This is a genomic window from Rouxiella badensis, from assembly GCF_002093665.1.
Classification (GTDB): Bacteria; Pseudomonadota; Gammaproteobacteria; order Enterobacterales; family Enterobacteriaceae; genus Rouxiella; species Rouxiella badensis.
This window is the reverse complement of sequence record NZ_MRWE01000011.1, coordinates 101,238-114,432: the sequence shown is the minus strand read 5'-3', so window position 1 is coordinate 114,432 and position 13,195 is coordinate 101,238. Positions and strand designations below refer to the sequence as shown.

11 protein-coding genes are annotated in these 13,195 nt (G+C 56.2%); 5 read left to right on the top strand and 6 right to left on the bottom strand.

Features of this window, described 5'->3' with window-relative positions:
* Positions 1–8: 8 nt before the first annotated feature.
* Together BS640_RS08740 and BS640_RS08735 are read right to left on the bottom strand one after the other, a co-directional pair.
* Positions 9–431, bottom strand: coding sequence for a Rid family hydrolase (locus tag BS640_RS08740; RefSeq protein WP_084912397.1), 423 nt, complete (start codon positions 429–431; stop codon positions 9–11).
* A 45-nt stretch (positions 432–476) separates the two neighbouring features.
* Positions 477–1,616, bottom strand: a complete 1,140-nt coding sequence (locus BS640_RS08735) for an ornithine cyclodeaminase family protein (protein WP_017492851.1) — start codon at positions 1,614–1,616, stop codon at positions 477–479.
* A gap of 289 nt (positions 1,617–1,905) precedes the next feature.
* Between BS640_RS08735 and BS640_RS08730 the strand changes: the two genes are divergently transcribed.
* Positions 1,906–3,291 carry an APC family permease gene (locus tag BS640_RS08730; RefSeq protein ID WP_017492850.1) on the top strand — a complete coding sequence of 462 codons (1,386 nt, stop codon included), beginning with the start codon at positions 1,906–1,908 and terminating at the stop codon, positions 3,289–3,291.
* 1 nt (position 3,292) lies between these two features.
* Here the strand turns inward: BS640_RS08730 and BS640_RS08725 are convergent, their stop codons facing one another.
* Positions 3,293–4,747 carry an MFS transporter gene (locus tag BS640_RS08725; RefSeq protein WP_084912396.1) on the bottom strand — a complete coding sequence of 485 codons (1,455 nt, stop codon included), beginning with the start codon at positions 4,745–4,747 and terminating at the stop codon, positions 3,293–3,295.
* A gap of 138 nt (positions 4,748–4,885) precedes the next feature.
* Here BS640_RS08725 and BS640_RS08720 point away from each other — a divergent pair, with 138 nt between their 5' ends.
* Positions 4,886–5,827 carry a LysR family transcriptional regulator gene (locus BS640_RS08720; protein WP_084912395.1) on the top strand — a complete coding sequence of 314 codons (942 nt, stop codon included), beginning with the start codon at positions 4,886–4,888 and terminating at the stop codon, positions 5,825–5,827.
* Between the two features lie 58 nt (positions 5,828–5,885).
* Here the strand turns inward: BS640_RS08720 and mqo are convergent, their stop codons facing one another.
* A complete protein-coding gene (mqo, locus tag BS640_RS08715; RefSeq protein ID WP_084912394.1) occupies positions 5,886–7,538 on the bottom strand; it encodes a malate dehydrogenase (quinone) in 1,653 nt (550 codons plus the stop codon).
* A 216-nt stretch (positions 7,539–7,754) separates the two neighbouring features.
* On the opposite strand from mqo, the gene BS640_RS08710 reads away from it, so the two are divergent.
* Positions 7,755–9,386, top strand: a complete 1,632-nt coding sequence (locus tag BS640_RS08710; RefSeq protein WP_084912393.1) for a sensor histidine kinase — start codon at positions 7,755–7,757, stop codon at positions 9,384–9,386.
* Positions 9,383–10,099, top strand: coding sequence for a two-component system response regulator DcuR (gene dcuR / locus BS640_RS08705; RefSeq protein WP_017492846.1), 717 nt, complete (start codon positions 9,383–9,385; stop codon positions 10,097–10,099). The genes BS640_RS08710 and dcuR overlap by 4 nt, the downstream gene beginning before the upstream one ends.
* On the opposite strand, the gene BS640_RS08700 is transcribed toward dcuR, so the two are convergent.
* Positions 10,093–11,028 carry a DMT family transporter gene (locus BS640_RS08700; RefSeq protein ID WP_084912392.1) on the bottom strand — a complete coding sequence of 312 codons (936 nt, stop codon included), beginning with the start codon at positions 11,026–11,028 and terminating at the stop codon, positions 10,093–10,095. The genes dcuR and BS640_RS08700 overlap by 7 nt on opposite strands.
* A gap of 149 nt (positions 11,029–11,177) precedes the next feature.
* Here BS640_RS08700 and BS640_RS08695 point away from each other — a divergent pair, with 149 nt between their 5' ends.
* A complete protein-coding gene (locus BS640_RS08695) occupies positions 11,178–11,666 on the top strand; it encodes an Lrp/AsnC family transcriptional regulator (protein WP_017490380.1) in 489 nt (162 codons plus the stop codon).
* 26 nt (positions 11,667–11,692) lie between these two features.
* On the opposite strand, the gene BS640_RS08690 is transcribed toward BS640_RS08695, so the two are convergent.
* The gene (locus BS640_RS08690; RefSeq protein ID WP_084912391.1) at positions 11,693–13,165 is read right to left on the bottom strand and encodes an amidase; all 1,473 of its coding nucleotides are present in this window, start codon (positions 13,163–13,165) and stop codon (positions 11,693–11,695) included.
* Between the last annotated feature and the right edge of the window lie 30 nt (positions 13,166–13,195).

Sequence of the window (13,195 nt, the reverse complement as noted above, 5' to 3'; positions counted from 1 at the left end):
CGGCATGATTAAAGCGAGACGGTTATCGCTTCTACCTCGGCACGCGAGGCGCCGCGATAGGCGGTCACCTCAATCTCCACCTTATAAACGGTTGAACCGAGGGGCGGACAGGTCACGGTGCTGGCCGGATTAATGCCGCGAAACTTCTGACCAATAAGCGGCATCACCAACGCGACGTCCTCAGGGTTCTGAATAAACACCCGCGAGCAAATAACATCGGCCAACGTGGCGTCAGCGGCGGCCAGAGCCGTCTCAATGTTGGCGAACACCTGTAGCGTTTGTTCGGTAACGTCGTGCGGAATTTCTTTGGTCTGTGGGTTGCGTCCGGCGGTATTCGAGACATAAATCCAGTTATCTACCGCCACCAGGCGTGAATAACTGGCCTGTTCTTCAAAGGCCGAGCCGGTTTTTACTTTTACAATGCGCGTCATGATGTTGTTCCCGATAGTTTGAATGGACAAGAAAAAGGCACAGCCTTAGCTCAGCACCGGGGTTTCCCACAGGTTGAGTTTTACGCCGATATCGTTTTTGACTGCGTTGCGATAAATCACCGTGCCCCAAGCCACGTCTTCTACCGGCATGCCGCCGACCGACATGATAATAATTTCCTCGTCATTTCGGCGGCCCGGGGCATCACCTGCGATGATTTTTCCGATGTCCTCCACCTCGTCTTCGGTGATTTTGCCCTCGGCTATCATGTCCATAAAGCGCACGCCGATCACCGGAATGGTGTGGTGCGCCGGTTTTGGCACCTCTTCAAACCAGGCTTTATACAGGCCAGTGTTGTCGAGCACCTTGCGCACGTCGCGCTGCTCCATGCCTTCGTCGATGTTGCACAACGCAGGCATCGCCAGAAAGGTTCCCGGCTTGACCCATTCGCGCTTCACCAGAGGATAAGTCTCGGGGTTGCCAACCTCTCCCGAGCTGCAATAGGTCACAATGTCTGAATCACGCACCACCTCTTCAAGCGTATCGACCACCTGCACGCGGGTGATTTGCGGGAAGGTCTGGCTCACCCAGGTGATAAAGTTATCAAGGTTTTTTTGTCCACGACCTTTGATTTTGAGGGTGTCAATCCGCGGGCAAACGGCCATAAAGGCGGCAACGGTCGTTTTACCCATTACGCCAGGGCCGAGCAGACCAATCACCCGCGAGTCTTTACGCGCCAGATGACGCGCGCCAACGCCTGGGATAGCCCCGGTGCGGTAGGCCGACAGTAAATTCGCCGACATATGTGCCAACGGTGCACCGGTGTCGGCATCGTTGAGCGTAAACATCAGAATCGAGCGCGGCAGGCCCTTCTCCCTGTTGGCGATATTGGAGCCGTACCACTTGACCCCGGCGGTACAGAAATTGCCGCCAAGATAGGCAGGCATAGCCATCAGGCGACGGTCGGCCGTGGGTTTTGGCATGGCAGGAAACGGGGAGTTTTCGGGAAAGGTGACCATCGCACCGTGCGAGTCATTGTTAGACCCCGCCATGCGGTAGTCGCCCCGATAAAGCAGGCCAAACATCTCTTCCATGGTATCAACACAGGCGGGCATATCGGTGACACCGGCGCGGATCATGTCCTGCTCGGACAGATAGATAAAATCGATTCTCGTCGCTTCAGACATTTTTAATCCCTCTCTCAACCTAACGTTAATAAGTCATACGCTTTGCCGTTAAATCAAAGTTCTGCGGCAGAGGTAGTCATAAATAACGTGGTCGGCAGAGGGTGTATTGAATATTTGCGACATGCTGAATGATTTTAAAAAGCACCAAAATAGTGCCTGCGATGCACCCCGGGCCTGTCCGATTTTTTCTATCTCTGCCCGCATGGCTGATGAATGATGCTTATCGATGTATGACGAAAAGAACCCCCGTTCTTTTAATTCGTTTTCACTGTTAAATAAGGCGCTGGCGATGAGCAACACTCATTCATTAAGAAAAAATACGTTGGGCTTATTTTCACTGGTATTTTTTGTCGTGGCGGCCGCTTCGCCGCTGACCGGCGTGGTTGGCGGTCTGCCGGTGGCGATATTCTCCGGTAACGGCGGCGGTATTCCGGTCATTTATATCCTGGCCTGCATAATTTTAATGGTCTTTTCGGTCGGCTTTATAACCATGAGCCGCTACGTAAAAAGCTCTGGCGCTTTTTACAGTTATATTTCTAAAGGGCTGGGAGAAAGCTGGGGTGGATCGGCATCAATTTTAGCGCTGATGGCCTATTTCTCGGTGCAATTAGCCGTGGTGGCCATGCTGGGGTTCTTTAGCCAACAGTTTATTGAGCAGCACGTCGGAGCGCATATTCCGTGGTGGGCATGCAGTATGCTGTTTACCCTGATAGCCTGGATGCTGGGGGTAAAAAGAGTCGAGGTCGGCGGTAAGCTGCTGGGAATATTAATGATTGCCGAAGTCGCTATCGTACTGCTGATGGACGTGATGATCCTGATAAAAAAAACCGGCCCGCTAAATTTGGGATCTTTCGAACCTGCCGTTTTTCTGCACGGCAATCTCGGTATCGCCTTCGTGTTCGCAATAGCCTCTTTCATCGGCTTTGAGTCAACGGCTATCTACGCCGAAGAGTGCCGCAACCCCGAGAAGACGGTTCCACGTGCCACCGTATGCGCCCTGCTGCTAATCACCGCCTTCTTCTGCTTTACCAGCTGGTCGTTGGTTCAAGCCTACGGCTTCGACAAGATTGTGGCCATCGCGGCGAAAGATCCGGGCAACTTCGTGTTTAATATTACCCGGCAGTACGTCGGCCAGTGGGCGGTTGATACCATGACCGTGCTGCTGATTACCAGCCTGTTCGCTGCCACCCTCGCCTTTCACAACAATATTTCGCGCTATATTTTCAATATCAGCCGCGACGGGCTTATCTGGAAAGAGCTGTGCAAGACCCATCCGACCAACGGCACGCCACACAACGCCAGCCACCTGCACAGCATGATTTTACTGCTGTTGCTGGCAGGCCTCGGCAGCACTCATGTCGACCCTATCCTGCACATCTTTGCCTTCGGTTCGGCGATTGCCACCCTGTGCATTCTGGTGTTGCAGATTGGGGTCTCGGCGGCGGTTATGCTGTTCTTCCGCCGCGAAGGGGCCGGTAATCTCGGTGCATGGAAAGTTTTTTGGGCTCCTCTGCTGTCGATGGCAGGCATGCTCATCACCGTGATTCTGGTGGTGAACAACCTACAAATCCTCAGCGGAAGTGACTCCAAAGCGGTACAGCTGGTGCCGTGGTTAATCGCCGCCTGTGCCATTGCCGGGTACATGATGTCGATAAAACGCCGGGTGCGCGCCTGATTTAGACGTGTGCCTCACCGCGTATCCGACGCAGACGGCTCACGCTGATGATAATCGCCAGCAGCGTGGCGACCACCGAGATCCACAGACAAAGCCGGACGGCCTGCCCTTCCTCCATCATACGTCCGGCAGCGTCGAGCGAAGGCTGGGCATAGGCCGAGAGGACAACGCCGACAAACGCCGCCCCCAGACACTGGCCGAAGGTGCGCATAATAGCCAGTACACCCGAGGCATAACCGCTGTTTTCACGCGAGGCGTTAGCCAGCATTTCACGGTTATTCGGGCTTTGGAAACACCCAAATCCCAGGCCACACACCAGACTCCTCAGACCGATGTCCCACGGCTGCGCATGCTCAGGAAGCTGGGCCAGCAAGAACAGTCCCACGGCAAACAGACAGAGTCCGGCGGTGGAAATCACCGCTGGACTGAACTTGTCGGCGAGACGCCCGGCACGCGGCGCGGCGAGCATGATGCCAATCGGCCACGGGGTAAAGAGCAGCGCCGAAACGAACGCGCTGTAGCCATACACGCTCTGGAACAGAAACGGCAGCGCCACGAAGGTCATCCCCTGACTGACAAAGGAGGTCATTGAGGTCAGCGCCGCGAGTGAAAAACGCGAAGACGCGAAGATCTGCAACGGCAGCAGCGGCTCGGCCGCCCGGCGCTGACGCCAGACGAACGCCATTCCGGCAATCACCGCCGTCAAGCCATACGCGGCGGCGGTGGTCAGCGTCTCACGGGAAAGCCCACCGTGGTCGGTATGGGAAAAAGCATTCGCCGCCATGATAAGCGACCCCAGCAGTACGGCTGACAGCACCCCACCGGCGAAATCGAACGGCGCTGACTGACTTTCCTGCACCCGTTGGGTCGGGATAGTACGCCATGAGAGCGCCAACGCCACCGCCCCGAACGGGATATTAATCGCAAACAGCCACTGCCAGCTCAGGGTCGACAGCAGCGTGCCACCGAGGATCGGTGCAATCGCGGTGCTGACGGCGATAAGTAACGCATTCAGCCCGAGTATTCGCCCCAGCAAACGGGTCGGGAACACCGAGCGGTGAATGGCCGGGCTGATACTCAGCGTCGCCGCGCCACCGACGCCTTGCAGGATGCGCATCACCACCAACATGTCGAGCGAGGTCGACATGGCGCATCCCAGCGAGGCAAGCGTAAATACGCACAGGCCAAGCGTAAACAGCGTGCGAAATCCCATGCGCTTGGCCAGTGCGGCAAATATCGCCAGCGTCATGGCGGCCGCCAAAAGATAGCCGTTGGCGACCCAGACGGCGTCGCCGGTTGAAACATTGAGCTCGCGGGCAATCTGCGGCAGCGCGACGTTGACCATCGAACCGTCAAACACGGCCATCGCGGTGCAGGTCATCACCGCTATCATCGCTAAACAGCGCTGGCGGCCCGGCAGTCCGTCGTCCCCGGGTTGGTCAGAAAATAATTCCATCTTGGAAAAACCTCTATTGATCTTTGCTGGTAGAGGGTAAAACTATATCCCGACGCCAGATAAGGCGGAAGACGCAACGTTTGCACTTTATACCTGCATGAAACGCCACATCAGAACGTATGCCTCAAGGACAACAACATGAGCGATCCTGATTTTAACCTATTGATAGCGCTCGACGTGCTGCTCGACGAAGGGAGCGTGGCGGGCGCGGCACGACGTCTTTCGCTCAGCGCCTCGGCCATGAGCCGTACCCTGAGCCGCCTGCGCGAGGCAACGAGTGACCCGTTGTTGGTCCGCGCCGGGCGTAATATGGTACTGACTCCCTACGCAGAAGAAATTCGAGAACGCACCCAGCGCGCCGTCATTGAGGTGCGGGCCGTACTGCGTCCTTCAACGACGGCGCTGAACCTGGCGACGCTGGAACGCACCTTTACCCTGCGTTCCAACGAAGGTTTTGTCGAAGCCTTTGGCGCGCAACTGATTGCCGCCGCGGCCGCCGCTGCCCCGCTAGTGCGGCTGCGCTTTGCTGCCAAGCCGGAGAAAACCTCGAAGCATTTGCGCGAGGGGATGGTCGATCTCGAGATTGGGGTATTGGGTGAAATGGGGCCGGAGATTCGCATACAGGCGCTGTTCCACGACCGATTTGTCGGCGTCGTGCGTAAAGGGCACCCGCTCGAGATGCAGGGAGAAATTACCCCCGAGCGTTATGCGGCTTGCAGCCACGTCGTCGCGTCTCGCCGCGGGCTGACCACCGGTCCGGTAGACGAGGCGCTGGCGGTTCTGGGGCTGGAACGTCGTATCGCCTCAGTGGTGCCAAGCTTTCCCGCTGCGCTCGCCGTCGCCCTGGCCTCAGATCTGGTGGCGCTGGTTCCGGCCTCATTTTTGAATAATCAGCGGGTGATGTTGAATCAGTCGGCACAACTCCAGCTGAGCACGTATGCGCCGCTGTATCAGTTTGAACTGCCGGTAAAAACGCAGGGAATTACGATTTCGCAGATTTGGCATCCACGTGCTGAGGCGGACCTCGCTCACCGCTGGCTGCGGCAGTTGGTGCTTAACGTCTGCCGTCCCAGAGGATGAGAAGGCGCTACTTGGATCGAGATAAATCCCGCGCCGCCGTGGCGGCGCGGGTTAACGCTTACAGTGCGATGTCGTGCTTAGGGGCTGGAGCCGCCGTTTCCTGCTCAGGAGCCTTGGCGTCGGCCGCTTTCTCGGTCATCTGAATGACCGGCGGTTTCACCAGTTGCAGGGTCGCAGCGGTTTCATCCCACACGCGCTGAGTCAACGCCGGGTCGTCATTCAGCTTCTGGCCGAAGCTCGGAACGATTTGACGGATTTTGCTCTGCCATTCTGCGGACTTGAACTCTTCCGGGAACAGTTTCTGCATCACGTTCAGCGCAATCGGTGCAGCCGTTGACGCACCCGGAGAAGCCCCCAGCAGCGCAGCGACGGTTTTCTGCCGATCGGTCACGATTTCGGTACCCAGCTTCAGCACGCCGCCCTTGTCGGCATCTTTCTTGATTATCTGTACACGCTGACCGGCCTGAATCAGTTTCCAGTCCTCCTTCTTCGCGTCCGGATAGTACTCTTTCAGCGCCGCGAAACGATCGTCGTCACTCAGCATCACCTGACCTATCAGATATTTAACCAGGTCAAAGTTGTCCAGCCCGACGTGGGTCATTGGCATCACGTTATGGGTCGTGGTGGTCCCCAGCAGGTCAAACAGTGAGCCGTTTTTCAGGAACTTGGTCGAGAAGGTCGCGAACGGGCCAAACAGCACGACGCGCTTGCCGTCAAGATAACGCGCATCCAGATGCGGAACCGACATCGGCGGTGCGCCTACAGAAGCCTGACCGTAGACTTTTTCCTGATGACGGTTGGCAATCGCCGGGTTTTCGGTAACCAGGAACGAGCCCCCCACCGGGAAACCGGCATAATTTTCGGCTTCTGGAATACCGGTTTGCTGCAACAGCTTAAGTGCGCCGCCGCCTGCGCCAATGAAGACATATTTCGCATCTACGCTGCGCTCATCGCCGCTCTTCACGTCTTTGATAGTCACATGCCAGGAGTTGTCGGCGTTGCGCTTGAAGTCGGTCACCTCAGAAGAAGTTTCCAGCTTGAAGTTGCTGTTCTTCTTCAGGCTACCGATCAGCTGACGGGTAATTTCGCCGTAGTTGACGTCGGTTCCGACCGGCGTCCAGGTCGCAGCCACTTTCTGCTGCGGGTCACGCCCTTCCATAATCAGCGGTGCCCATTGCTGGATCTGCGCATGGTCGGTTGAGAATTTCATGCCCTGGAACAGCACGGTTTTTTGCAGCGCCTGGTAGCGTTTGTTGAGGTATTCGACGTTCTTATCGCCCCAAACGAAGCTCATGTGCGGCGTAGAGTTGATGAAAGAGTGCGGATCGTTCAGCACGCCGCTCTTCACCTGAGAGGTCCAGAACTGGCGCGAAATCATAAAGGCTTCGTTGATCTCAAGCGCCTTGCTGACGTCGATACTGCCGTCAGGACGTTCAGGGGTATAGTTAAGCTCCATGTTGGCAGAGTGCCCGGTACCGGCGTTGTTCCAGCCGTTAGACGACTCGAGCGCCACGCCGTCAAGCTTCTCGACCATCAGCTGTTTCCAGCTTGGTTGCAGTTCTTCAAGCCAGGTGCCGAGCGATGCACTCATGATACCGCCGCCTATCAGCAGTACGTCGGTTTTCTCTGGTGAGGTTTCAGCGTGAACCGCTGAGCAAATTAATAATGCCGACAGGGAAAGCGTCGGAAGTAGTTTTGTTGCTTTGTTCATTCCAGATCGTCACTTTGTTATTTATGGTCGTAAAAAAGTGCGGGGAATTTAAGATATTGTTATGGATAAGTTAAAGTAATTTTAGTTTTTTAACTAATAATACCGATTTTCTGTTTTTTTAGTTACAAAAGCGAGGCGGATCACTCTGCTCTCCATCCTGCCGCCCATCGGCGCTATACTGCGCGCCCGGCATAGCGTCTCGAAAGAATAATCACGATGAATCAACCACTGCCCCAGCCAGCGCGGCATAAACGCCCGTTAAAACTCAGCACTCTGGTGAGCCTGATGATAGGTGCGGTCATCATTACCGTGCTGTTGAGCGTGCATGTGCTGTACTACGTGCAGATTGAAAACTTTACCAAAATGCACATTAAAGATAAGGCGATAGCCGTAGCACGCACGCTAGCCTCCTCCCCCGAGATCCAGCGCGGGCTGACGCTGCCGCCTGACAGCGGCATTATTCAACCCATCGCCGTCGAGGTGCAAAAGCGCGACTGCCTGCTGTTTATCGTGGTGGTCAATATGCAGGGGATTCGCCTGTCCCACCCGAATCCCGACAACATCGGCAAGCATTTTGTCGGCGATGATTTCATTCCGGCGCTTAAGGGTGAGGAAAATGTTTCGGTAAACCACGGCGTGCTGGTCGAGGCGCTGCGGGCATTTACGCCGGTGTATAATGCAAAACACCAACAGATTGGCGTGGTGGCGGTGGGGATCTCTCTCGACGACGTAACGCAACAGATAAATCAAAGCCGCTGGAACATCTTCTGGACGGTGATATTCGGCGCGCTGGTCGGCCTGCTGGGGATTCTGATTCTGGTGAGACGCCTGAAGCGCATTCTGTTCGGGTTGGAGCCGCACGAGATTTCCACCCTGTTTGAAGAGCGGCAGGCTATTCTCGAATCAATTAAAGAGGGCGTGATCGCTGTCGACGAACACTCGCGCGTGAGTCTGATTAATCAGGCCGCTCGGCAGCTGTTGAGCGAAACCTCTACGCAGGCGCCGTTGACCGGTGACGTGATTCCCGCGTCCTCAATCATGCTCAGCCATTTGCATGACGCCCTGCACCACGGCAGGGCCTGGCACGACGAAAAACTCAACGTTCGCGGCCGCACGCTTATCAGCAACACCGTGCCCGTGCGCAGCGGGCAGCGCATTATCGGCGCGGTTTGTACCTTCCGCGACAAGACCGAAATTAGCGAACTGATGCTGCGTCTGGACGGCATGGTAAACTATGTCGATATCCTGAGTGAGCGCTCTCACGAGTTTATGAACAAGCTGCACGTCATCCTTGGCCTGCTGCACATGAAAAATTACAGCCAGCTCGAAGCCTTTATCCTGAAAACCGCCAACGGTTATCAGACCGAAATTGGCTCGCTACTGCAAAAGATTAAGTCGCCGCTGATTGCCGGATTTTTACTGACCAAAATCAATCGCGCCTCGAGCAGTGGCCACCGGCTGATGCTCAGCGACGCCAGCGATTTGCCCAATAATGGGAGCGAAGAGCAGATTGCGGTGCTGATAACCGTGCTGGGAAATTTAATTGAGAACGCGCTTGAGGCTCTGGGGCAACAGTCACAGGGCGAAATCCACGTCTTGCTGCACTATCAGAATGGCTGGCTGGCGTGTGAAGTCAGCGACGACGGTCCGGGGATCCCGGCAGAACAGCTAACGACAATTTTTGAGAAAGGCGTGTCTTCTAAAGGCAGCGAGCGCGGCGTTGGGCTATTCCTGGTTCGCCAGCAAATAGACAGCCTCGGCGGCAATGTTACCGTCGAGTCGGAACCCGGCGTTTATACGCAATTTTTAGTCCAGCTTCCGTGGGGACGAGGAGTCAGTATCCAATGATCAACGTATTGGTAGTTGATGATGACGCGATGGTCGCCGAGCTCAACCGCTGTTATATCGGCCAAATCCCGGGCTTTAGCTGCTGTGGCGTCGCCTCGAACTTGCAGCAGGCAAAGGAACGGCTGGCGAATGGTCGTCCCCCGGTTGACCTTATTCTGTTGGATATCTATCTCCACCAGGAAAACGGGCTGAGTCTGCTGCCCGAACTGCGCAGCGCGGCACATCCGGTGGATGTCATCGTCATCTCCTCCGCCGCCGATGCACAGACCATCAAGACCTCGTTGAACTATGGCGTGGTCGATTACCTGATTAAGCCGTTTCAGTTCTCGCGCTTTGAAGAGGCGCTGTCAGGCTGGCGGCAGAAGAAATCGCTGATGGACAATCAGCCCTTCTATCAACAGGCGGACATCGACAGACTGCTGCACGGCACCCCCGCAGAAGAAGAGCAGAAACGCCTGCCCAAAGGGCTAACGCAGCAAACGCTGCGCACCTTATGCCAGTGGATTGACGCTCATCCCGCCAGCGAATTCTCAACCGATGAACTCGCCAGCGAGGTCAATATCTCGCGAGTGTCATGCCGTAAGTATCTGATTTGGCTGGCACAGATGAATATTTTGTTCACCAGTATTCACTATGGCGTGACCGGACGCCCGGTTTATCGCTATCAGCTACAGCCGGAGCAGCACGCACTGTTGAAACAGTACTGTCAGTGACGCGCTCGCCGGCCTGACAGCGCGGTCATTGAGACACCGAGGAACACCAGCAGCAGGCCGCCCATAAACAGTGTCGAAAGGTGGCTGCCGAGAATAACTACCGAGGCCGCGGCACCCACCAAGGGGACGCCGAGGGTAAAATTGGACATGGCGAAGACGCTGATCCGACGCCCGTGCTCGGTGGCAATCACGAAGCAGACCGAGGTCGCCACCGGCCCGATAAACAGCAGCAGCCACAGCAGGTGCGGGCTAAAAACAACGGTCGACGGCGAGCCGTCAATCAGCGCGGCGAGCAACGTCAGAGGAAGGGTCGCGAGCAGCATCTGCCACGGAGCCAGCGACAGCGGCGTACTGCTCCAGCGATGATGGCGCACGTGAACAATCACCAGCGACCAGGAAATTGCACCAATAATCAGCAGGCTACAGCCCATAATCGCCCCCGGGCGGCCCCAATCCATCTCGGCGGGTGAACAGATGAGCGCGATGCCAATCAGCCCGGTGACCAGCGCCACGATTTGTAGCCTCGACGGCGCTTTGCGCATCAACAGCCACGAGGTCAGAATCCCCCACAGCGGCGTGGTATAAGCCAATAATACCGCGTGACTGGTGTCGGTGTGCTGCATCGCTATCATGCCGAGGCCGGTAAACACCATCATCTGCAACAGCCCGACGCTGGCCACCACCGGCAGGTCGGCGCGTGAAGGCAGACGCAGGCTGCCGCGCAGGGCAACAAAAACAAACAGGCAAAAACAGGCGGATCCGAACCTTATTGCTGCCAGCCACAGCGGCGGTACGACATCGAGTGCAAGCTTGGTCGCGGGCCAGCTCAAGCCCCAGAGGACCACCATGACCACCAGCCAGACCACGGTCGCGGGCTGCGTGCGGTGACTGACAGAATTGTCGACTGGCTCATTGTTTACAGCACTCATTACCCGCTCCTGGCGTAGAAAATTGATAAATTATTTTATGGGAGCGGCTGAAGAAAAACTGTTCTCAATTTTCATACAAATGCTAAATTAAGAACAACTATTTCCTCATAAAACCAAATCAAGGTTTTTTATACCTCAAGAGACGCGTCATGCCTTTAGATAAAATCTCGCTGGATGAAACCAGCCTGCGGATCCTCGACGTTTTGCAACAAAACGCCGATATCAGTAACGCCGAGCTTGCTGAAATCGTTGGGCTGTCGGTGTCGCCATGCTGGCGCAGGGTGGCCGACATGCGCGAGAAAGGCATTATTCGCGGATCGGCGATGCTGGTCGATCCGTTGGCGCTGGGTTTAGCGGTCAACGTGTTTGTGCACGTCACCCTAAAGCAGCAGGACAGAGACTCTCTGAAGCGCTTTACCGATTCGGTAAGCGAGCGCCCGGAGGTGATGGAGTGTTACCTGATGACCGGCGAGTCTGATTTTATGCTGCGCGTGGTGGTCGAGAATCTGCAAAAATATCAGGCGCTGATGATGGACTGCCTGACGCAGATTGACGGCGTCGCCAGTATCCGCTCAAGCTTTGCGCTGAGTCAGGTAAAATACACCACCGCCCTACCGACCCAGCATCTGCGTGAATAACGGCCCACCCCGGCGGCTCTCAGGTTTCATCGCGTGACGTGCACCGACGGGCGGGTATTTTTATAGAAACTGCCGCCGAATGCGCGCTCAAGCTGCGCGGCCACCTGCAACAGCAGGCCGTCATTCGCCTGTCGGGTTTGCAGATGCATTCCCAGCGGCAGCCCTGACTGCTGCGTTGCCAGCGGAATCGATATCCCCGGCGTACCGGTCAGGCTGGCGAGCGGGGTGTAGGAGAAAATGTCCCACAGTTGGTAAAACCAGCTCAGCACGTCGGGATTATCGCTCAGCGTCAAATAACGCGTTTCGCCAATCAGCGGCGTCGGCCTGGAGAACGTCGGCGTGAGGATAAGATCCCACTGCTGATAAAAATTGCCCAAACGCCGTGAGGTGGTATTGAACACCTCCTGCATTTTCCAACGTTCGCTGTAAGACATATCAATCCCCTTTTGCCAGATTTTGATATTTATCGGCTCAACCCACTCGGGCGGCGGGCGGGTTAACCCTTTTTTCTCAAGCAGACGCGCAATAAACTGGGCAAAGTTGCTGATATAGCAGGCGGTTTGTGCGGCAAAGGCGGCCTCAAAATCGATATCGGGCGTAACCCACTCTACCTGATGCCCTAACTCCTCAAGCAGTCTGCCGGTGCGTTCCAGCTCGCTGACGAAGTGTGAATCCGACTGATAAGGCCCCCACTGATGTGAGAGGGCGATGCGCAAAGGCGCGGGGTCGCGCTTTATCAGTTCGGCGTAAGGCTCATCACTGTTCCAGTAAGGCATGAATTCGCCCGGCGCGGCCCCTCGGCAGCAGTCGACAAAAAAGGCCGTATCTCTGACCGTGCGGCTCACACAGCCCTGGGTCGAGACATAGCCGGTGATGTCCGACAGCGCCGGTGCAATCGAGAAAACGCCGCGCGAACTTTTGAGCCCGATAAGGCCATTGGCGCCCGCAGGAATACGTATCGAACCGCCGCCGTCGGTGGCGTGGGCAAGCGGCAAAATGCCAGCGGCCACCGAGGCCGAAGCTCCGGCCGACGATCCGAAGGGGGTATACGCGGTATTCCACGGGTTGCGCGTGATATAGACCTCTGGATTTTCGGCGGAACTGCATACGCCAAACTCGGGCGTCGCGCTGCGGCCAATGATATTCAGCCCGGCTTTTCTGAACTGCTGGGTAAGAAAGCTGTCTTCGCCTGGCCGGTTTCCTTGCAGGAATTTCGACCCCTGCTCCTGAAGCCGTCCTTTGACGCCAGGCCCAAGATCTTTGACCAGAAAAGGCACACCGCCGAACGGACCGGCCATATTTGTGCCGTCGGTGGAGGGTTCGCGGATCGCATCATCAAACAGTTCAACGACTGCGCTAATTTGTGGATTGACCCGTGCCGTTGCCTCAGCCGCCTGCGCCGCCAGTTCGGCAGGCAGCACCTCGCCTTTTTTCAACAGTTCGCTCATGCCAACCGCATCGCAGGCGGTCCATTCATCCCAGCTCATTACGTGGGTCATGGTTACTGATCCTTTTGATTTAAAAGTTAA

What these genes read in the sequence shown, in the direction of transcription:
- BS640_RS08725 (WP_084912396.1), bottom strand. Translation starts at nt 4,747, where the DNA reads ATGGAATTATTTTCTGACCAACCCGGGGACGACGGACTGCCGGGCCGC.
- dcuR (WP_017492846.1), top strand. Translation starts at nt 9,383, where the DNA reads ATGATCAACGTATTGGTAGTTGATGATGACGCGATGGTCGCCGAGCTC.
- BS640_RS08695 (WP_017490380.1), top strand. Translation starts at nt 11,178, where the DNA reads ATGCCTTTAGATAAAATCTCGCTGGATGAAACCAGCCTGCGGATCCTC.
- BS640_RS08735 (WP_017492851.1), bottom strand. Translation starts at nt 1,616, where the DNA reads ATGTCTGAAGCGACGAGAATCGATTTTATCTATCTGTCCGAGCAGGAC.
- BS640_RS08730 (WP_017492850.1), top strand. Translation starts at nt 1,906, where the DNA reads ATGAGCAACACTCATTCATTAAGAAAAAATACGTTGGGCTTATTTTCA.
- BS640_RS08690 (WP_084912391.1), bottom strand. Translation starts at nt 13,165, where the DNA reads ATGACCCACGTAATGAGCTGGGATGAATGGACCGCCTGCGATGCGGTT.
- BS640_RS08710 (WP_084912393.1), top strand. Translation starts at nt 7,755, where the DNA reads ATGAATCAACCACTGCCCCAGCCAGCGCGGCATAAACGCCCGTTAAAA.
- BS640_RS08720 (WP_084912395.1), top strand. Translation starts at nt 4,886, where the DNA reads ATGAGCGATCCTGATTTTAACCTATTGATAGCGCTCGACGTGCTGCTC.
- BS640_RS08740 (WP_084912397.1), bottom strand. Translation starts at nt 431, where the DNA reads ATGACGCGCATTGTAAAAGTAAAAACCGGCTCGGCCTTTGAAGAACAG.
- BS640_RS08700 (WP_084912392.1), bottom strand. Translation starts at nt 11,028, where the DNA reads ATGAGTGCTGTAAACAATGAGCCAGTCGACAATTCTGTCAGTCACCGC.
- mqo (WP_084912394.1), bottom strand. Translation starts at nt 7,538, where the DNA reads ATGAACAAAGCAACAAAACTACTTCCGACGCTTTCCCTGTCGGCATTA.